Here is an 18148-nt window from a genome sequence, read left to right on the forward strand (position 1 = left end):
CCGCTGTAGGCAGGACACAAACCCAGCGCATCCACCGTCGCCGGCCGACGGTACCGGCACCACCGGCGGAAAGCACCACCACGGGGCCGAAGGTGCGTGACCTGCTTCCGCCCGCCGTCGCGGTGGTCGTGGCCCAGCCGGACGACTGGTCCGGACAGCTGCACGCCGCGGAGCTGGCCCACCTCGGCGAGGGCGCGGTCGAGAGCCGCCGACGCGACTTCACCGCCGGCCGGGTGTGCGCCCGGCGGGCAATGGCCGCACTCGGCCTGCCCCCGGTCGCCGTGCCGGCCGCCGCCGACCGGTCACCGGTCTGGCCGGCAGGAGTCGTCGGCACCATAACGCACACCCGCGACTACTGCGCCGCCGCCGTGGCCCGCAGCAGCGAGGTCCGGGCGGTAGGCATGGACGCCGAACGGCACAAGGAGCTGAGCGCGGGGGTGCGCCGCCTGATCTGCCTGCCCGAGGAGGACGACTGGTGCGCGAGGCTGGCGCCGGGTATCTCCTGGCCGACGGTGATCTTCAGCGCCAAGGAGACCGTCTACAAGATCTGGCACCCGATCGTCGGCGGTTGGTTGGACTTCCACGACGCGCTGGTACACGTCGACCCTGACGCCGGGACGTTCACGGCACGGATCTCGCCGGCCCGGGTCGACGCCGCCGCAGCCACCCACCCGCCGTCGCTGGTCACCGGGCGCTTCGCGATCGACGGCGACCTTGTACGCACCGCTGCCACGCTCCCCACCCGGTGACGCCCCCTGCTGACGCCGCCGTCGGCACCGCCGGACGGGCCAGCGCCTCGGACCGGGCGGGGCAAGGCGACGGTGGCGCGGCTCCAGCCCGAGTACGTGTCCGCAGTGGACATCGCTACACTCCGCCCGGTGATCAACAAGAGATGGTCGTCAGCGGTCCTACTCGGGCTGCTGGCGGCGACCACGCTGGCCGGCCCGGTTCCGGCATCCGCCGACGACAGAGCAGAACCCATCGTGGAGCCACCCCGCGTCCAGCTCGTGTTGGACGTCAGCGGCTCGATGCGGGCCACAGACATTGACGGGCGCAGCCGGATCTCGGTGGCGCAGCAGGCGTTCGGCGAGGTGGTGGACGCCCTACCCGACGAGACACAACTGGGCATCCGGGTGCTCGGCGCCACCTACCAGGGCAAGGACAAGAAGCAGGGCTGCCTCGACACCCAGCAGATCGTCCCGGTCGGCACGGTCGACCGGGCAACGGCGAAAGCAGCCGTCGCCACGCTGCGCCCGACCGGCTTCACCCCGGTGGGACTCGCCCTACGCGAGGCAGCCAAGGACCTCGGTGCCGGCACCACCGCCCGGCGGATCGTGCTGATCACCGACGGCGAGGACACCTGCGCCCCTCCCGACCCGTGCCAGGTGGCGCGGGAACTGGCCGCCCAGGGCACCGCGCTGGTGGTCGACACACTCGGTCTCGCCCCCGACGAGAAGGTACGCCGGCAGTTGCTCTGCATCGCCGCCGCCACCGGCGGTACCTACACCGCGGCGCAGAGCGCCGAGGATCTCACCGACCGGCTCAAGCAACTGGTGGAGCGGGCCCGTGACACGTACACGACCACGCCGGCAAAGGTCGGCGGAACCGACGCCTGCCAGGACGCACCGCTTCTCGCCCCCGGCGTGTACAGCGACCGGGAAACCTTCTCCGAGCACCGCTGGTACCGGGTGCCGGTCCGGCCGGGGCAGGAGCTACGCGCCTCGGTCAGCATGGCGCTCGACCGGCCGGTCAACCTCGACCACGGCGTACTGCTGCGCGCCACCGCCACCGACGGCCGGGAACTCGTCCGGGGGGTGGACGCCGGCAGTGGACGCACTGATGTCGTCTCTGCCGGCCTGCGCTGGTCCGCCGCCGAGGACAGCGACGACACCGAGCGCGACGGGGACGCCACACCGAATCCGGCGACCAGCGCGCCCCCGGCCGTCACCACCGTCTGCCTCGTGGTCAGCAACATGTTCTCGCCCGCAGCCGGCACCGCGGCCGACCCGGGCCTGCCGGTCGAGCTGACCGTCGACGTGGTCGCCGCGTCACCCGCACCCGACGGCCCGGATCTCGGTCGAGGCTGGGTGCTGCTGCTCCTGCTGACCCTGGCCGGCCTGCTCACCGGGCTCGTCACCGGACTGCTCACCCGCTGGTGGCTAGCCACCTGGAGGAACTGAAGATGCGTATCGTCTCGGCAAGCGTCACCGCGCTGCTGGCCGCCGGCGTCGCCCTGGCCCCGGCCACGGCGCTGGCAGCGCCCACCCCCACCCCCTCCCCCGGTGCCACCACCGTCACCAAGGCCGGCACCACGTTCCTGAGTGCCACCCCCCTCGCCGCTGGCCAGCCCGTACGGGTCAGCGCATCGACCGGCGAGTACCTGTACTGGGCGTTCCCGGCCGATGCTGGCGAGATCCACGAGATCACCGCGACGGTCGCTCTCGCCCAGAGTCGCAGCGGCCGGTCCACCTGGACCGTCGAGGTCTTCGACGGGCTGCGCCGCCGGCAGGCGTGCACGGCCGGCGCGCAGACGCCAACCGCCGACGCCTCGGCGCGCAGCGTGGCGATCGGCTGCACCCTGCGGCGGGTTCGCCCGTGGGCCGAGCCGTGGTCCGCCGATCCGCTGCCCGGCAGGTACTACGTCCGGCTGACGGTGGTCGAGGTGCCCGAGCCCGACCTCGGTCTGCCGATCGACGTGGACCTGTTGGTCTCCACCACCGGTGACGCCGACACCTCGTCCGACGACGGCAGGTTGGCGGCCGCGCTGGTGCCGCCGACCAACGCCGGCGCCGTGTTGGACGCCGAGCCGGCGGTTGCGTCGGAGGCCGAAGCGGACAGCGACTGGAACCTCGACCTCACCGGCTGGCTGCCCGCGGCCGGCTCCCGCTGGATCTGGACCGCCGTCGGCGGAATCCTGGCCGCGGTGGCCGGTGTGGTCGGCTTCGCCCTGACCCGCCGCCCCCCAACCGGTCGGGTCCGCGGATAGGTTCCATCACCAGCCGTGCCCAGCCGGCAGGTCGCATTCAGATGCCCGGTCGCGACCTGCCGGCGGTCCGCCACACCGTCACCGGCGGGCACCGCCGGCACCCGCCGGTGGCGCCCGATTCGGACGTCGGCCCGCGAGTAGCGCCTCGGCCCGTTCCCACAGCCACGAGCGAGGTCGGCGTCCAGTGCGGTGGCCAGGTCCTCAACGGCTGGCTACAGCAGCCCACGTCTGGCCATGAAGGTACGCAACGTCTCGGCGTCGTCGGGAGACATCGACCGGCGGGGGATCACGGTCGCCGGCATCCCGCCGACGTACACGATCCAGAACTCCGCGGTGTCCCTCACCTGGGAGACCCCGTCCCAGGCGATGCCGCCGGTCTCCGAGCCGCTGCGCATCATGATGTTGTCCTCGGTGATGTCGTAACTGCCCTCGACCGCGTAGCGACCTGAGCGGCGCCGGGCGCGCAACCGCACCCACGGCCCCCACAGCATCGCCAGCAGGCCGCCCACCAGCATCGTCAGCCACAGCGACGAGAGCTGCTCGCCCCACGCGAACCCCCGCGAGACCGCGAAAGCGATCGCGCCAACCGCCGCCAGCACCGCGCCTACGTAGCCGTACCTTCGCAACTGCACGCTGCTGAGCGCGACGGCCACGCGGCCCGGGTAGGCGGGATCGGCTGGGATGTCGAAACGGATGTGCACGCCAGAACGATAGTGCCCAACCGCCGGCACCGTTCGTTGCGGCAACAGGGCCGAATGTGGTCGCTCTGTCGACTTAATGATCGAGAGCGGGCTCCCGATCAACCGGAAACCCGCCTCTGACCTGCTGCTTTGTGGTGGAGCTGAGGGGATTTGAACCCCTGACCCCCTCGATGCGAACGAGGTGCGCTACCAGTCTGCGCCACAGCCCCTCCGCCGGCTGACCGGCATCGGTCCCACCCGGCTGTCACCGGGCGGGCCGGCAGCAAGGCTAACAGGTCGGCCGCCCTCGCCGCGAACCGCCCCGCTCACCGGCAGCACGCAAGATCCGCGAAACCGCACCCGAGTTGTGGCCTTCCACGGCCGCGACGCAGCAGCTTCCCCGAAACTGCCGCCTTGTCCTGAACGGGCAGCGCCCGGGGGTCAGGCGGTGTGGGAGCCGGGGCCGGATTCGTAGGGGCGGCCACGTAGGCCGCCGGACCGGCGGTAGGACACCGAGCCGCCGCCGGCCGCCGGTGGCAGGTCGGCCGGGCGGTCCAGGCCCATGGCGGTACGCCGGACCGACTCCCGCTGGGCGGCCAGCCGGTGCTGCGCCTCTCGACGGGCTGCGGCGCGGCGGGCCTGCTCCCGGCGTACCTCGGCCTGCCGAACGGCCAGCCAGGCGGCCTCGCGTGCCCGCGCCCGCCGGCGTCGACGGTCGGCCAGAGCGCGGGCGCGCAGGTGAACGACGTACACGACCAGCAGAGTGGCGGTGACCCCGAAGCTGACCCAGAAGCCGGGGCCGACCACCAGCACGCCGACCAACTCGACGGCGTTGAGCAGCACCAGCGCGGCAAGGACCCGACGGCGGCGGTAGATGGCCGGGGTGTGCTGGTGCCGCCGGTCGGTACGGCGGCGGGGTCGACCCCCGCCCGGCGGCACGGACCGCAGCCGACTCGGCCGACCGGAGCGACGCGGCGGCCGCCCGCCCCCCTCCCTGGCAGAGTGCCGGGAGCCCTCGCCCGGCTCACCGGTGCGGCGCGGGAGTGGCCCTCCGCCGGGCCCGGCAGCTGAGCCGCCAGGCACAGGGGGGCCGGTACGGCGCGTGGCGGGTGGTCCGGAGACCGGGCCGGCGAGGGTGCCCGAGTCGGCGTCCTCGCTGAGGGTGACCACCAGGGCGCGGGACGGGTTGACCGGCCGCCGGCCCGGGACAGTGCGGCGTCGGCGGCGGCGCTGGAGCACCCGCGCCGTCGTTTGCGCCCGCTCCGCCACCAGCCGCTCGGCGGCGTCGTACCGGCGAACCAGCGCCGGAGCGAGGGCGAGCAGGCCGGCGGCGGCGAGGACGGCGAGGAGCACCGAGGTCGGCACCCTCACCCCTCCCGTCACCGAATTCGGAGCAAGCTCCGACCGGCCGCAGGATCTTTCACCAATCGACGTCGGCGACGTTAATCGTGCGGAGCGGGCAGCACCTGCCGCAGCTTGCAGTTACCTGAGGTTACGGGCCACCGTCGCCGGAGCCGGCGCGCCGCGCCGATCCCGCACGTGGGACGCCTCACGGTGTGCGGGCGCGCAGCCGCTGCCAGCGGGCCAGCAGGCCACCCTCGGCGGCGACCTCCTCGCTGGTCGTCGCGTATCCGATGTGGTCGCGCCAGGCGCCGTCGATGTGCATGTATCGAGCGTGGTACGCCTCCTCGCGGAAGCCCAGCTTCTCGACCACCCGGCGCGACGCCCGGTTCTCCGGACGAATGTTGATCTCGATGCGGTGCAGCCCGCCAGGGCCGAAGGCGTGGTCCACGACGAGCGCCAGCGCGGTGGGAATCACCCCACGGCCGGCGACCCGGCGGTCCACCCAGTAGCCGATGTACCCGGAGCAGAATGCCCGCCGCACGATGTTGCCCACGTTGATGTGGCCGACCAACCGTTCCTCGCCGCCGTCGTGGAGGCAGACCACGAACGGCATCCCCTCACCGGTACGGGCCGAGCGTCGCTGGTCGCGGTACATCCAGCGGAAGGCGGCCGGGGAGTTCAAATCCTCCCAGTCACCGGGGATCGACGACTCCCAGGGGGCCAGCCAGTCCCGGTTCGCGCGACGAACCTCGGACCAGGCCAGCGCGTCGGAACGTCGGTAGGGCCGCAGCAGCACCGGACCGTCGGAGAGCATCGCCGGCCAGCCGGGTGCCCGTCGGAACACCGAACCTCCACTCCCGAGCATTACCGGCGGCTCACCGTCGGCGATCCAGCAGCAGCACGTCCACGGTGGAGCCGGCGGCGGCGGCCGTCACTCGTTCACCGAGAACGAGAAGTCCATTCGCCTCCGCCAGGCCGGAGAGGGTGAACGGGCCGCCGTTGAGCGGTTGGACAGTGTAACCTCCGCCGCGCCGCTCGGCGACGTGCGCCGGCCGGAACTCCCGCAGCCCGGACGGGGAAGCGACGGTCTCCAGCAGGTGCGCCCGCACACTCGGACGGAACACCGGCTCGGCGCCGGCCAGCAGGTTGATCGCGGGGCGGGCCAGCACCTCGAAACCGATCATCGCGGCCCCCGGGTCGCCGGGCAGGCAGACCACCGGCACCTCCTCGGCGCCGACGGTGCCGAACCCCAGCGCGGTACCGGGGTAGAGCGCCACATCGGTGAAGGTCACCGGCCCGGCCCGGCTGCCCTCCCGACGGGACAGGATGCGGCGCACCATGTCGCCCGGCCCGGTGCCGGTGCCGCCGGTCGTAATGATCAGGTCGGCATTCAGGGTCTGGTCCTCCAGCAGCCCGCGCAACCCTTCCGGATCGTCGTCGCAGATGCCCACCCGGTACGCGAGCGCGCCGGCCTCGGCCGCCGCGGCCGTCAGGGCGTGCGAGTTGGCGTCGACCACCTGGCCGGGTTGGCTGCCGCGGCCCACGTCGACCAGTTCGTCGCCGGTGGCCACGATGACCACCCGTGGACTGGGCCGCACCACCACGTGGCCGATGCCGGTGGCGGCGAGCACCGCGACCAGCGCCGGCGAGACGTAGGTGCCACAGCGAGCCAGCACGGCACCCCCGGTCACCTCCTCACCGGTCCGGCGTAGCCCGTACCCTCGTTTAGGGACGCGGAAGATCTCCACCGCCGCCATGCCCTGGTCGGTCCACTCCACCGGGACGACCACGTCGGCCCCGATGGGCAGCGGCGCTCCGGCGGCGGCCGAGAAGCACGAGCCCGGGGTGAGCCGGACCGGCCGCCAGCTCGCCGCACCGAGGTCACCGACGACGTTGAGCCGTACGGTGCGCCCGCCCGACCCGCCGGACTGGGCCGGGACGTATCCCCGGCCACCGCCCGAGATGTCCTCCCAGCGCGCGGCGTACCCGTCGACGGCCGCCTGGTCGAAGGCCGGGAACGAGTGCGGTGCGACGACATCCTCGGCGAGGACGTTGCCGTACGCCTGGGTGAGGTCGAGGTCGAGTGGAGGCAACGCACGCAGCCTGCGCAGCACGCTGCCCAGGTAGTCGGCGAGCGGCGTCAACCCGTTTTCGGCCGCCTCGGCGTCGGCCGTCGCTGTCATGTATTCGGACCGCCCGACGCCTCGGAGTTGACGAACTCGGCCAGCCACTTGCGGAACTCGGCGCCCAGATCCTCGCGTTCGGCGGCGATCTGTACCACTGTCTGCAGGTAGCCCAGCGGCATGCCGGTGTCGTAGCGGATGCCCCGATACACGATCGCGTGCACCGGAATGCCCTCGGTGCGCAGCAACTCCATCGCGTCGGTCAACTGGATCTCCCCGCCGCTACCGGGTTCGGTACGGCGGATAGCGTCGAAGATCTTGCCGGGCAGCACGTACCGGCCGAGCACGGCGAGGTTGCTCGGCGCGTCCTCCGGCTCCGGCTTCTCCACCATGCCGGTCACCTTCACGACCTCGCCGATGTCGGTCAGCTCGGACTCCGCCGGCTCCACCGAGGCGATCCCGTAGCGCTTCGTCTCGGCCGCGTCCACCTCGAAGAAGGCGAGCACCACCCCACCGGTACGGGCCTGCAGCTCCAGCATGGCCGGCAGCAGCGGCTCGGAGAGGTTGACGAATTCGTCGCCGAGCAGCACCGCGAAGGGCTGGTCACCGACGTGCGACTCGGCGTACCCGACCGCGTGGCCGAGGCCCAGTTGCTCCGGCTGCCGGCATGTGTAGATAGCCGCCAACTCCTCGGTCCGCTTGACCGCGGCAAGCAGGTCGGGCTTCTTCGCGAGCCGTTCCTCCAGGTCGGGGCGGCGGTCGAAGTGGTCCACCATCGACGTCTTGCCCCGGCCGGTGATCAGCAGCACGTCGCCGATGCCGGCCTGGGCTGCCTCCTCGACGATGTACTGCAACACCGGCCGGTCCACCACCGGCAACAGCTCCTTGGGTACCGCCTTGGTGGCCGGCAGGAACCGGGTGGCCAGACCGGCGGCCGGGATGACGGCCTTGACGGCACGGGGACGACCGGTGGCGGCCGCTGAGGGGTTCGCTGAGTGCTCCGACATGCCGCGAGACTATCGGCCATGGCCGTGCCCCGGCGGGTGAGGACCAGAAGACGCGCCGCCCACCGGGCCGGTTCTGCCGGTGCCGGGTCCGGCGCGAGGCAGCCCGTCGGAGGGGCTACGCGCAGCCGGCGGTACGGGCATCTCCCGGGTGACCGAGGCCTGCCGGGCCGACGCCACCCGCCAGGTGTCCCGGCCTGCGGCCTTCGCCGCGTACAACGCCTCGTCGGCCGCCTGGAGCACCTGGGGGCCGCTGTCGGCGTGATCGGGAAAGACGGCGATGCCGATGGAGACGGTCACCGGGACGGGCATCCGCACCCCGGTGTGCCCCACCACGCTCACCGGAGTGCCCCGGACGGCCGCGCCGAGCCGCTCGGCGACGATCGTGGCGCCCCGGGCGTCGGTCTCCGGCAACAGCACCACGAACTCCTCCCCACCCTGACGGAAGGCGAGGTCCACCTCCCGGACCTCACCGTGTACCCGTCGGGCGAACTCGGCCAGCACGGTGTCCCCGGCCGGGTGACCGTACGTGTCGTTGACCTGCTTGAACCGGTCAAGGTCAAGGACGAGGATGCTCACCATCCGGCCGAACCGGCTGGCCCGCTCCACCTCCCGGCGCAGCGACTCGCGAAGGTAGCGGTAGTTCCACAGCCCGGTCAGCGGATCGGTGAGCGACAGCCGCTGGTTCTCCTCGTGCACACGGACGTTGTCGACGGCGACCGCCGCGTGGCCGGCGAAGGTCCGCAGGGTGATCACGTCCTCGTCGTCGAACTCCTCGCCGCCGAGCCGGTCGTAGAGGGCCAGCACACCCAACGCCAGCACCGACGGGGTGTCGCCGTCGGCCGCAGAGACCGGGCCGGTCTCGCCACGTCCGGCCGGGGCCGCGAACGGGACCGCGATGTACGTCCGGCACGGCGGGTCGCCGGGCTCGCCCGGCGCCGGGCCGACCCGACCACGACGAGGTTGTCCGGTCGCCGCTACCGTGCCGACCACGCCGCCACCCAGCGGCGCACCGGCATCCGGCCAGCGCCCGTCGAAGCCTTCGGTGCACTGCGCGACGAGCATGCCGCCCGGGTCGGTGAGCAGCACCGCCCCGGCCCGGGCACCGGTCACGGCGAGCGCGCTGTGCAGGATCACCCGCAGGATCCGTTGCAGGTCGTGGGTGCTGGCCAGGGTGTCACCGAGCACCGCCAGATGCCCGCGCAACTGGTCCCGGCTACTGGCCAGCGCCGCCAGGTAGCCGCCGGTCTCGCGGGTCATCCGGTTGAAGGCGACAGCCAGCCGGCCGATCTCGTCGTCGCTGCGTACCGGCACCCGGGTCGTGAGGTCTCCGGCTGCGACCCGGTCGACCGCGCCGGCCAACTCCACCAACGGGCGGGTGGTCACCCGGGCCAGCCGCCAGGCCACCGCCACCCCGAGTAGCGCGGCCAGCAGCACCACGGCGACCAGCACGGCGTGCAGACCGGGCGGCTGGTTGCTGGGCACCGAGAGCACCAGGGGCAGGGGTTGCCCGGTGGTTGGGCCGGCCCGTCGGGCGTACCGGCCGTCGGTGGTGCCGCTGACCCGCCCGTGCGGCAGGGACGCCACGGCGGCGAGCACCGCGCCACGCCCACCTGCGGACTCGGTGCTGTGTGCCGCCTGGAGCGGCCCGCTGGCGCCGTCGAGCAGGGTCACCGCGACCCCGGTCACCGCGGCGAGCCGCGAGATGAGCGCGGGGTCGACCGGTTGGGCGGCGGCGACGGTGCCCAGCGCCAGGCCGGCGGTGTCGCGCAGCTCCACCCGGGCCACCAGTGCGCTGACCGACCCAGCCGGCGGTTCCGGTGCGGCGCAGTCCCGCCAGGGCGCCGGTGGGGCGTCCGGAGTGGCGTGGCTGACCCGCCCGGTCACGTCGGTCACCAGCACCGCGGCGGCGAGGCCCCGACTGACCGCCTGGGTGGCGGCACCGGCGTGGTCCGTGGTGAGGGCGACCGCGTCGGCGGCGGCGCGCAACTGCTGGCAGAGAGCATCGATCGAGGTGCGCACCGCCGTGGCGGCCACCGCCAGCCGCTCGGTGGCGCGGCTACGGTCCACCGCCGTCACGGTGGACGCGACGAAGACCGCGCCGAGCAGCACCGGACCGAACGCCACGGCCAGGAAGGCTGCGGTCAACCGCCCGCGTAGCGTCAACACTTCCCCCCGGAAGTTGCGCGACCGTTGTCTGCGATGTTGACACAGAGCGACGTTATGAGGAGCGCTGCGTGAGGAGTGTTGCGTGCCGGAATTTGCTGAAGGGAGCGGAAGTGACACATGACGCGAAGCGGGAGGCGCGCGTCGCCCTGCTCGCGGGCCGACGGGCGCGCCCCGAAGCCGAGCGCACCAGGGCCGCGACGCGCGTCCAGGCCGAGCTGACGGCTCTGGTCCACCGGTTGCGGCCGACCAGGATCGCCGGGTACGTGCCGGTGCACGGCGAGCCCGGCGGCCCGGACCTACCGGCGGTGCTCGCCGACGCGCAACCCGCCGGCGGACAGCTGCTGCTGCCGGTGGTCCGCGACGACCTGGATCTCGACTGGGCCGTCTGGGCCGGGCCGGCGGCGATGATCGCCGCGGGGCGGGGCATCCGCGAGCCGACCGGCCCTCGGCTGGGGCGCACCGCGATCGCCACGGCGGAACTGGTCGTGGTGCCCGCGCTCGCCGTGGACCGTCAGGGCGTGCGGCTGGGCCGGGGTGGCGGCTCGTACGACCGGGCCCTGGCGCGGGTGCCCCCGGATGTCCTCACCGTGGTGCCGCTGCACGACGGTGAACTGGTGGAGGCGCTGCCCGCCGAGCCGCACGACCGGCCGGTCCGTGCGGTGGTCACCCCGACCGGCGGCGTCCACTACCTGACCGCCCTCCCGGGTGTCGTCCCCCACACTTCAGCTGGACGAACCGGGGGCCGATGACGCACCATTGGCACTCGAATACGTCGAGTGCCAACCGGCCGTGTCAGACCCGGAGGAGAACGTGCCCACGTACCAGTACGCCTGCACCGCGTGCGGTCACCAGCTTGAGGCAGTGCAGTCCTTCTCTGACGAGCCGCTGACCGCCTGCCCGACGTGCGAAGGGCGGCTGCGGAAGCTGTTCAACTCCGTCGGCGTCGTGTTCAAGGGTTCGGGTTTCTACCGCACCGACTCCCGCGCCGCCAGCAGCGCCGACTCCTCCGGCTCGGACGCCAACTCGGGCAACTCCACGAGCAAGTCCGAATCGTCGCCATCCGGCTCACCCAACTCGAACACCTCGTCGTCCGGCTCCGCCCCGTCCGGCTCCGGCAGCGGTTCGTCGGGCGGATCCTCCGGTGGCGGTGCGAGCAAGGCGCCGGCCGCGACCGGCACCAAATGACCACTCCGCCAGCCAGATACCGGTCCCGGGCGGCGCCACAGGGCCCAGGTCTGCGCGACGCACACCGCGAGCAGTCGGCCGGTCAGTCCCAGTGGGGTGGACGCTCGGCGAGCAGCCAGTCGTCATTGCCGACAGCCCGCTCACCCCACCCCTGATCGGTGTCGTCGGCAGTCTGCTCGGGCAGCACCACGAAGTCGTCGCTGAGGTCGAGTGAACGATCCTCGTCGCCCCGGCCACCTGGATCCTGGATGGTCACGAGCGGCAAGGGTAACGCAGCCGCAGCTGCCCGGCAGCCGATGATCTCGGCGGCCGGGCTTCCGGTCGCTACCGGCCTAGATCGGTGCCGGCGGCTGAAAGCGGCGTCCTACACCCTGGCGCCGGCTCCGCGCCCGAGGCGCGGCGCGGCCTGAGCCACAGCAGCGGGGGTGGTTGGTAGCGTCGGGCAGCGTGACGACCCCCCACCCCGGCCCAGCCTCCGACGATCCGTGGCGCCGGCCGGAAGCCGGCGACGGGTCCACGGCCAGCCTCCCGGCGGACCGCCACCCAGCACCGGGAGGACCGGGTCATCCCCCACGGGTGGCCCTGCCGGACGCGGCGGGCACAACCGCCCCGCCCAGCCAGGCGGCCGGTCCGAGCCCGGCTGGCGCGGGCGGATACAACGGGCCGCCGCCGACCACCGCACCGCCGGCTGGTTGGCGGCCACCGGTGCACCTACAGGCGGCACCGCCGCGCCGACTACCCCATCAGGACATCGGCGCACTTGACGCCGGAGAACAGCGGGCGCAGCGGGTGACCTGGGCGGTCGCCGCGATCGCCGGTGCCGTCCTGCTAGTTCTCGGCTGTCTGCTCTGCGTCCGCGCGTTCCTCTGAGCCGGTATCCGCCCGTCGACGCTGCACCCGGCCCGTCGGCGGCCCCGGCCCTACTCGAAGGTAGTGCCCCAGACCATCTCGCTGCCCGAGTGACCGGCGAGCCAGACGTAGACCAGAGCGGCGACACCCAGCCCCGCCACCACGACCGACAACACCGCAGGCACCCAACGCGGTAGCTGCGGCACCCGAGGGTGACCGCTGGTCGCCACCAGCAGCAGTATGACCGCCAGGGCCAGTCCCAGTGTGAGCGCGAACAGCATCTCGCCGTACGAGCCATGTTCGTTGATCTTGTCCAGGATCTCACCGGAGAAGCCGCGCGCGATCTGGCGCTGCTGAAGCGCATCGCCGGACTGCGTGCCGACCCAGGCCGTGATCGGCGCCACCACCGCCAGGATGGCCACCGCCCAGTCCAGCCGGGACCGGAACCGGGGCACGACGATGTACGCGAGGGCGAGCAGCACCAGCAGCGGCACGAACACGACGACCGCGTGTACGACCAACACGTGCACGGGCAGGCCCAGCACCTTCTCGAACATCGGCACCTCCGGGGGTAGATGATCGCGGGATGTCAGCGTACGGGCCGCTCGTTGATCAGCCCAGGACCCTGTTGCATCGACACGCATCGCCGACCGACCGGGTTCAGCGGGGCGCCTGCGGACCGGCCCAGCCGTGGCCGTCGCCACGGATTCCCGGTCGTTGGTTGTCGCCTCGGTGCGACCATGCTGTCATTGACGCATGTCCAGCCGCGAGGACCTACTCCGGTCGAGGGGCCTGCGGGTCACCCGACCGCGCCTCGCCGTGCTCGACGTACTGGCCGAGGGCGGCCACCTGGAGGTCGACGAGATCACCCGGCGGGTCCGCGAGCGGCTCGACTCCGTCTCCACCCAGGCGGTCTACGACGTGCTGGGCGCGCTCTCCCGCGCCGGGCTGTCCCGCCGGATCGAGCCGGCCGGAAGCCCTGCCCGCTACGAGGCCCGGGCCGGCGACAATCATCACCACGTGGTGTGCCGGGGCTGCGGCGAAATCGCGGACATCGACTGCACCACGGGCAGCGCACCCTGTCTCGATCCCGACGTGGCCCACGGCTTCCAGATCGACGAGGCGGAAGTGACTTTCTGGGGTCTCTGCCCCTCCTGCCGGGCCCGTCGCAGCGCCGACACCTGATCACCCCGGGCGGGTCCAGCCCGGCGTGGCACGCTTGACCAGTGGAAACCGTCGACGTCGGCCTGTTCGGTCCAGACTCGGTCACCTGGAAACTGCACGAGGAGCCCATCCTCTTCGTCGCTGGGCTACGCTCCCTCTACCTCCAGGCGCTGCATCCACGGGCAATGGCCGGGGTGGCGCAGAACAGCAACTACCGCCATGACGCCTGGGGTCGGTTGATCCGCACCGCCGACTACGTGGGGACCACCGTCTACGGCACCACCGCCGAGGCGGAGCGGGCCGGGCTTCGGTTGCGCCGGCTGCACGCGCGGATGACCGCAGTCGATGCGACCTCCGGTGAGCGGTTCCGGATCAACGAACCCGACCTGCTGCGCTGGGTGCATGTCACCGAGGTGGAGTCGTTCCTCGACACCGCGCGCCGGGCCGGCGTACGACTGGACGCCGCCGAGGTTGACCGCTACTACGCCGAGCAGCGGCGTGCAGCAGCCCTGGTCGGGCTGGCCCCGGAGACGGTGCCCGGCACCGCCGGCGAGGTGGCCGAGTACTACCGGCTGATCCGGCCCGAGCTGCGGATGACCCGGGAGGCCGCCGAGACCGCCCTGTTCCTGAGCGTGCCGCCGCTGCCCTGGAAGCTCAGCCTGCCCGCCCGGGTCGGGCTCAACCTCGGGCCACCCCGTTGGGCGTACCTGGGGGTCGCCGCGACCGCGTTCGCCCTGCTGCCGGCGTGGGCACGGCGGCTCTACGGCGGGTTGGGGCTGCCGACCACCGCCCTGTCGGCGGACGTGACGGTTCGCGCGCTCCGGCTCGCCCTCACCGCGCTGCCCCGCGACTGGCGGGAAGGCCCGATGCAGCGCGCCGCCAAGGAACGCGCCGCCCAGCTGACCGAGAACAGCTGACCGCCACCGGGCGGCATCAGCCCTGTGCCGCGGGCGGCCCGGTGATGCGCCCGACCGCAGCCCACGGCTCCTTGCCCGGGATCGCCGAGCCCGCCGGACAGCTACGCCGAAAGTCGCACCAGGCACAGCGCGGACCGGCTGCCGTCGGAAAGGCGTCGTCCGGGTCGCCGCCGTCAGCGACCGACCGTTCGGCGGCCATGATGTCGCGGGCGGAATCCTCGGCCCGGGCCACCTGCCGCGCCAGCGACTCGACGGTGTGCTCGTGCCCGGCGACCGTGCCGCTGGGCAGGTGGTGCAGCTCGACCCGGCGACACGGTCGGCGGAACACCCGCTCGGCCGCGTACGCATAGAGCGCCAACGCCTGAGAGCCTCTCGCGTCGTCGCCGTCCAGGCCGGTACGGCCGGTCTTGTAGTCGACGATGACCAGCTCCGGGCCGTGCGAGCCGGGCCGGGAGTCGATCCGGTCGGTGCGACCGTTGAAGGCCAGCACCCCGGTCTTCACCGCGACCACCCGCTCCACCCCGACCGGCTCGTCGCTCGGATCCAGCCCGCCAACGTAGGTCTCCAACCAGACGAGCGCCCGACGGTAGGCGTCGCGCTCCTGCTCGTCGTCGCGGTAGCCGTCCCGGACCCAGGTGCCCTTCAGCAGCGTTGGCAGCACCTCGGGCCGTCGCCGGTCGGCGGGCAGCGCGAACCAGTTCTTCAGAGCGGTGTGCACACTGGCGCCGAGCGAGTTGTGCGCCCATGGTGGCCCCTTCGACGGCGCCGGGCGGTCGACGTAGGAGTAGCGGTAGCGCCGGGGACAGTCCTCGTAGGCACCGAGTTTGCTCGGTGTGCAGACGAACAGCCGCTCCGGCATGCCCTCGAATCCGAGCTGCTCGGGCTGCTGGCCGCGGGGCCGGGGCGGGCGACCAGCGGCGGCGGGTCGTCCGGCTGGGGAGGATCGTCGCACGTCTGCGATCCTGCCATCCACCCCCGACAGAACCACCCACCCGGGTCAGCCGCCGCCGTACTGGACGACGAACGCGGCGATCGCGTCCGCGATGAGCTGCACGGCGATCGCGGCCAACAGCAGGCCGGCGATCCGGGTGAGCACCTCGATCCCGCCCGGCCGCAGGACCTTCACGATCCCGCCGGAGAACCGCAGCACGATCCAGACCGTCAGCATGACCGCAACGATCGCGGCGGCGATGGCGGTGTAGTCCGCCGCCCGGTCGGCCTGCTGGACGAAGAGCATCGTCGCCACGATCGCACCAGGTCCGGCCAGCAGCGGCGTACCCAACGGAACCAGGGCGATGTTGGCGGTGGCCTGCTTCGTCGGGTCGTCGGTCTTGCCGGTCAACAGCTCCAACGCGACAAGGATCAGCAGCAGCCCACCAGCCGCCTGCAGCGCCGGCAGGTCGACGTGCAGGTACGCGAGGAGGGTCTGGCCCGCCACCGCGAAGACCACGATGACACCGAGCGCCAGGGCGACCGCCTGCCAGGCGGCCCGGTGGCGTTCCCGCGCCGACAGCGGGCCGGTCAACGCGAGGAAGATCGGCATCATGCCCGGCGGGTCGACGATCACCAGTAGGGTCACGAAGACCTCGCCGAAGAGCTTGAGATCCACCCGGTCACCGTAGCGGCGGCCGGCGGGCCCGAAACCCGGGTCAGCCCGAAGCGACCTCGGTCACCCCGGAGGAGGCGGCGACGAGCCGCTCGTACGCCTCGGCCTCCGTGGTGAACGCGCCCAACCGCACCGACTTGTGGGTGCCGTGGAAGTCCGACGAGCCGGTCACCAGCAGCCCCAGTTCGGCGGCGAGTCCGTGGACGTGTGCCCGTTCGTCCGGCGAGTGGTCCTCGTGGTCTGCCTCCAGCCCGACCAGGCCGACGGCCGCCAACTCGGCGATCAGTTCGTCCGGCACGATCCGGCCGCGTCGACTGGCCCGAGGATGGGCGAAGACGGGCACCCCGCCGGCGGCCCGGACCAGCCGGACGGCATGGAAGACGTCGATGTCCTCCTTGGGCAGCCGGTACCGAACCCCCAGCCAGTCCGGTCCGAACGCCTCGGTGGTGCTGGCGACCAGGCCAGCCCGGATCAGCGCCTGCGCGATGTGCGGCCGACCGATCGTGCCGCCGGCCGCCCCGGCCAGGACCTCCGGCCAGCTCACGTCGACACCGTCGGCGCGCAGCAGCGCCACGATCCGCTCGCCGCGGGCCACCCGGGCGGTCCGCACCCGGGCCAGCTCGGCGACCAGCTCCGGAGCGTCCGGATCGAAGAGGTACGCCAGTAGGTGCAGGGGCACCGGCGGCTGCTCGCCGTACCACCGGCAGGACAGCTCCGCCCCACGGACCAGGCGCAGCCCCGACGGCAGGGCCCGCAGCGCCGGCTGCCAGCCGTCGGTGGTGTCGTGGTCAGTGATGGCCACCACGTCGAGGCCGGCCTCGGCGGCGGCGCGAACCAACTCGGCGGGGCTGAGTGTGCCGTCGCTTGCGGTCGAATGGGTGTGCAGGTCGATCCGGTCAGCCACCGCTGACCACCACCGGCAGCTCCCTGGACGGGAGTTCCGGAAGGGTGACCGGGGTGGCGGGTCGACTGGCACCCACCTGGTCGACGGCCACCCGGATCAGCTCCCCGGCGGTGTCGGTGTAGTAGGCGGTGCCCGCCGAACTCCAGACCACGGTGCCGGTCATCGCAGGACCGACCGGCCGCACCTCGGCCGAAGGGTCGAACCGGCTCAGGTCCACCAGCAACGCCGAATCCTCACCTTCGGATCGCCCGTTCACCAACAACCAACGCCCGTCCGGTGACGCCGAACCACGGCCGTCGCCGCCCAGCTCCGGCCCACAGTCCGAGCCGGCCGGAGCGAGACCCTGTTCCGGGTCGAGAATGGTCAGGCAGGACGGTCGGCCTGTGCCCACGGCGACCTCGCCGACCAGACGTCCGTCGGGCAGCACATCGAAGATCCGGGTGCTGACCCGGTCGGTGCCCTGATCCAGCGGGCCGGGCATCGGGCCCCACAACGCGTGCCCGGGACGGTCCGGTGCCAACCGCACCAGTACGGCGCCGTCGACGAACCGCTGTGGCACCACCTCGGCCGGCACTTCGGCGCGTACGGTGTCGACCAGTTCGCCGTTGACGATCCCGGCGGCGGCCAGCACCGTCCCCTGTTTCCAGGCGACCCGCTTGCCCTCCGGGCCCAGGATGATCTCGTCGGCGCCAGCCAACAGCACCTGTGACGTGCCGTCCGGGCGTACCGCCCACAGTGCGCGCCCGGCGATGGTCGGCTCACCGACGGCCAGCCAGCCGCTGCCGCCGGTGAGGCGGTGTGCCCGCTCCACGACGCCGGTGCCGAGCAGCGGCACCATCCGACCCTGCGCGGTGACGATCGTCTCGCCCAACACCAGGTCGATCTCGGCGAACGGGGTCATCGTGTTCGGCCCGGGCGACGAGACGGTCCGGGTGACGGCTGGCGGCGGGTCCGGCTCGCCGATGGCCAACGACCCGCCGACCGGTGGCCGGTCGGCGCTCAGCTGCACGCTACCCACACTGACCAGCACGATCACCACCGCGGCCAGGCTTATCCCGGCTGCGGCTCGACGACGCTGGATGCGGTTGGCGCGCCCGATCACCGCACTCGCGATATCACCGGTTAGCGCGGGCGGCGCTGCCACCCGTCCGGACAACGCCTTCCTGACAGCGTCCTCCAGCTCGTTCTGCGGCACGTCCAATGAACGATCCGACGCC

19 protein-coding genes, 1 tRNA gene and 2 pseudogenes are annotated in these 18148 nt (G+C 72.8%); 7 read left to right on the top strand and 15 right to left on the bottom strand.

Going from position 1 to position 18148, the window contains the following annotated elements; translation table 11 throughout:
* Positions 1-92: 92 nt before the first annotated feature.
* From ACFHWY_RS19995 to ACFHWY_RS20005, 3 genes are all read left to right on the top strand, one after another.
* Positions 93-749, top strand: coding sequence for a 4'-phosphopantetheinyl transferase family protein (locus ACFHWY_RS19995; protein ID WP_416581747.1), 657 nt, complete (start codon positions 93-95; stop codon positions 747-749).
* A gap of 129 nt (positions 750-878) precedes the next feature.
* Positions 879-2180 (top strand): VWA domain-containing protein, encoded by a 1302-nt coding sequence (locus ACFHWY_RS20000; protein ID WP_416581748.1) that lies wholly within the window; start codon positions 879-881, stop codon positions 2178-2180.
* Between the two features lie 2 nt (positions 2181-2182).
* Complete coding sequence (locus ACFHWY_RS20005; RefSeq protein WP_416581749.1) at positions 2183-2986, top strand: peptidase; 804 nt, start codon at positions 2183-2185, stop codon at positions 2984-2986.
* 212 nt (positions 2987-3198) lie between these two features.
* Here ACFHWY_RS20005 and ACFHWY_RS20010 read toward each other — a convergent pair whose 3' ends face one another.
* The 8 genes and pseudogenes from ACFHWY_RS20010 to ACFHWY_RS20045 all read right to left on the bottom strand — a co-directional run bounded on the left by ACFHWY_RS20010 (position 3199) and on the right by ACFHWY_RS20045 (position 10303).
* Positions 3199-3687: a YcxB family protein gene (locus ACFHWY_RS20010; protein WP_416581750.1), complete on the bottom strand. Its 489-nt coding sequence runs from the start codon at positions 3685-3687 to the stop codon at positions 3199-3201.
* A gap of 132 nt (positions 3688-3819) precedes the next feature.
* Positions 3820-3896 (bottom strand) — tRNA-Ala (locus ACFHWY_RS20015).
* Between the two features lie 211 nt (positions 3897-4107).
* A pseudogene (locus ACFHWY_RS20020) lies at positions 4108-4662 on the bottom strand (hypothetical protein); the annotation flags it as partial.
* Positions 4663-4793: 131 nt separating this feature from the next.
* Positions 4794-5037 (bottom strand): annotated as a pseudogene (locus ACFHWY_RS20025) (hypothetical protein); the annotation flags it as partial.
* A 178-nt stretch (positions 5038-5215) separates the two neighbouring features.
* Entirely contained in the window at positions 5216-5824 is a 609-nt protein-coding gene (locus ACFHWY_RS20030) for a GNAT family N-acetyltransferase (RefSeq protein ID WP_416581804.1), read from the bottom strand.
* Positions 5825-5885: 61 nt separating this feature from the next.
* Positions 5886-7193, bottom strand: a complete 1308-nt coding sequence (glp, locus tag ACFHWY_RS20035) for a gephyrin-like molybdotransferase Glp (RefSeq protein ID WP_416581751.1) — start codon at positions 7191-7193, stop codon at positions 5886-5888.
* The gene (locus tag ACFHWY_RS20040) at positions 7190-8140 is read right to left on the bottom strand and encodes a UTP--glucose-1-phosphate uridylyltransferase (protein ID WP_416581752.1); all 951 of its coding nucleotides are present in this window, start codon (positions 8138-8140) and stop codon (positions 7190-7192) included. Before ACFHWY_RS20040 ends, glp begins: the two co-directional genes overlap by 4 nt.
* Before the next feature lie 9 nt (positions 8141-8149).
* A complete protein-coding gene (locus ACFHWY_RS20045) occupies positions 8150-10303 on the bottom strand; it encodes a diguanylate cyclase (RefSeq protein ID WP_416581753.1) in 2154 nt (717 codons plus the stop codon).
* A gap of 113 nt (positions 10304-10416) precedes the next feature.
* On the opposite strand from ACFHWY_RS20045, the gene ACFHWY_RS20050 reads away from it, so the two are divergent.
* Positions 10417-11055 (top strand): 5-formyltetrahydrofolate cyclo-ligase, encoded by a 639-nt coding sequence (locus ACFHWY_RS20050; RefSeq protein ID WP_416581754.1) that lies wholly within the window; start codon positions 10417-10419, stop codon positions 11053-11055.
* Positions 11056-11271: 216 nt separating this feature from the next.
* Here ACFHWY_RS20050 and ACFHWY_RS20055 read toward each other — a convergent pair whose 3' ends face one another.
* Positions 11272-11484, bottom strand: a complete 213-nt coding sequence (locus ACFHWY_RS20055) for a hypothetical protein (RefSeq protein ID WP_416581814.1) — start codon at positions 11482-11484, stop codon at positions 11272-11274.
* A gap of 89 nt (positions 11485-11573) precedes the next feature.
* Complete coding sequence (locus ACFHWY_RS20060; RefSeq protein WP_416581755.1) at positions 11574-11747, bottom strand: hypothetical protein; 174 nt, start codon at positions 11745-11747, stop codon at positions 11574-11576.
* Between the two features lie 320 nt (positions 11748-12067).
* Between ACFHWY_RS20060 and ACFHWY_RS20065 the strand changes: the two genes are divergently transcribed.
* Entirely contained in the window at positions 12068-12361 is a 294-nt protein-coding gene (locus ACFHWY_RS20065; protein ID WP_416581756.1) for a hypothetical protein, read from the top strand.
* A gap of 50 nt (positions 12362-12411) precedes the next feature.
* Here the strand turns inward: ACFHWY_RS20065 and ACFHWY_RS20070 are convergent, their stop codons facing one another.
* On the bottom strand, positions 12412-12897 hold the full coding sequence (locus tag ACFHWY_RS20070) for a DUF2231 domain-containing protein (RefSeq protein WP_416581757.1): 486 nt from the start codon (positions 12895-12897) through the stop codon (positions 12412-12414).
* A 199-nt stretch (positions 12898-13096) separates the two neighbouring features.
* Here ACFHWY_RS20070 and ACFHWY_RS20075 point away from each other — a divergent pair, with 199 nt between their 5' ends.
* Entirely contained in the window at positions 13097-13525 is a 429-nt protein-coding gene (locus ACFHWY_RS20075) for a Fur family transcriptional regulator (protein ID WP_416581758.1), read from the top strand.
* Between the two features lie 41 nt (positions 13526-13566).
* Positions 13567-14421, top strand: a complete 855-nt coding sequence (locus ACFHWY_RS20080) for an oxygenase MpaB family protein (RefSeq protein ID WP_416581759.1) — start codon at positions 13567-13569, stop codon at positions 14419-14421.
* A gap of 16 nt (positions 14422-14437) precedes the next feature.
* Here ACFHWY_RS20080 and ACFHWY_RS20085 read toward each other — a convergent pair whose 3' ends face one another.
* The 4 genes from ACFHWY_RS20085 to ACFHWY_RS20100 all read right to left on the bottom strand — a co-directional run bounded on the left by ACFHWY_RS20085 (position 14438) and on the right by ACFHWY_RS20100 (position 18126).
* Positions 14438-15280: a PD-(D/E)XK nuclease family protein gene (locus tag ACFHWY_RS20085; RefSeq protein ID WP_416581805.1), complete on the bottom strand. Its 843-nt coding sequence runs from the start codon at positions 15278-15280 to the stop codon at positions 14438-14440.
* Between the two features lie 138 nt (positions 15281-15418).
* A complete protein-coding gene (locus ACFHWY_RS20090; RefSeq protein WP_416581760.1) occupies positions 15419-16030 on the bottom strand; it encodes a MarC family protein in 612 nt (203 codons plus the stop codon).
* A gap of 40 nt (positions 16031-16070) precedes the next feature.
* Complete coding sequence (locus ACFHWY_RS20095; RefSeq protein ID WP_416581761.1) at positions 16071-16931, bottom strand: PHP domain-containing protein; 861 nt, start codon at positions 16929-16931, stop codon at positions 16071-16073.
* On the bottom strand, positions 16924-18126 hold the full coding sequence (locus tag ACFHWY_RS20100; RefSeq protein WP_416581762.1) for a hypothetical protein: 1203 nt from the start codon (positions 18124-18126) through the stop codon (positions 16924-16926). The genes ACFHWY_RS20095 and ACFHWY_RS20100 overlap by 8 nt, the downstream gene beginning before the upstream one ends.
* Positions 18127-18148: the final 22 nt, after the last annotated feature.

Source organism: Micromonospora sp. LOL_024, assembly GCF_048060415.1.
In the GTDB taxonomy this organism is placed as follows: domain Bacteria; phylum Actinomycetota; class Actinomycetes; order Mycobacteriales; family Micromonosporaceae; genus Micromonospora.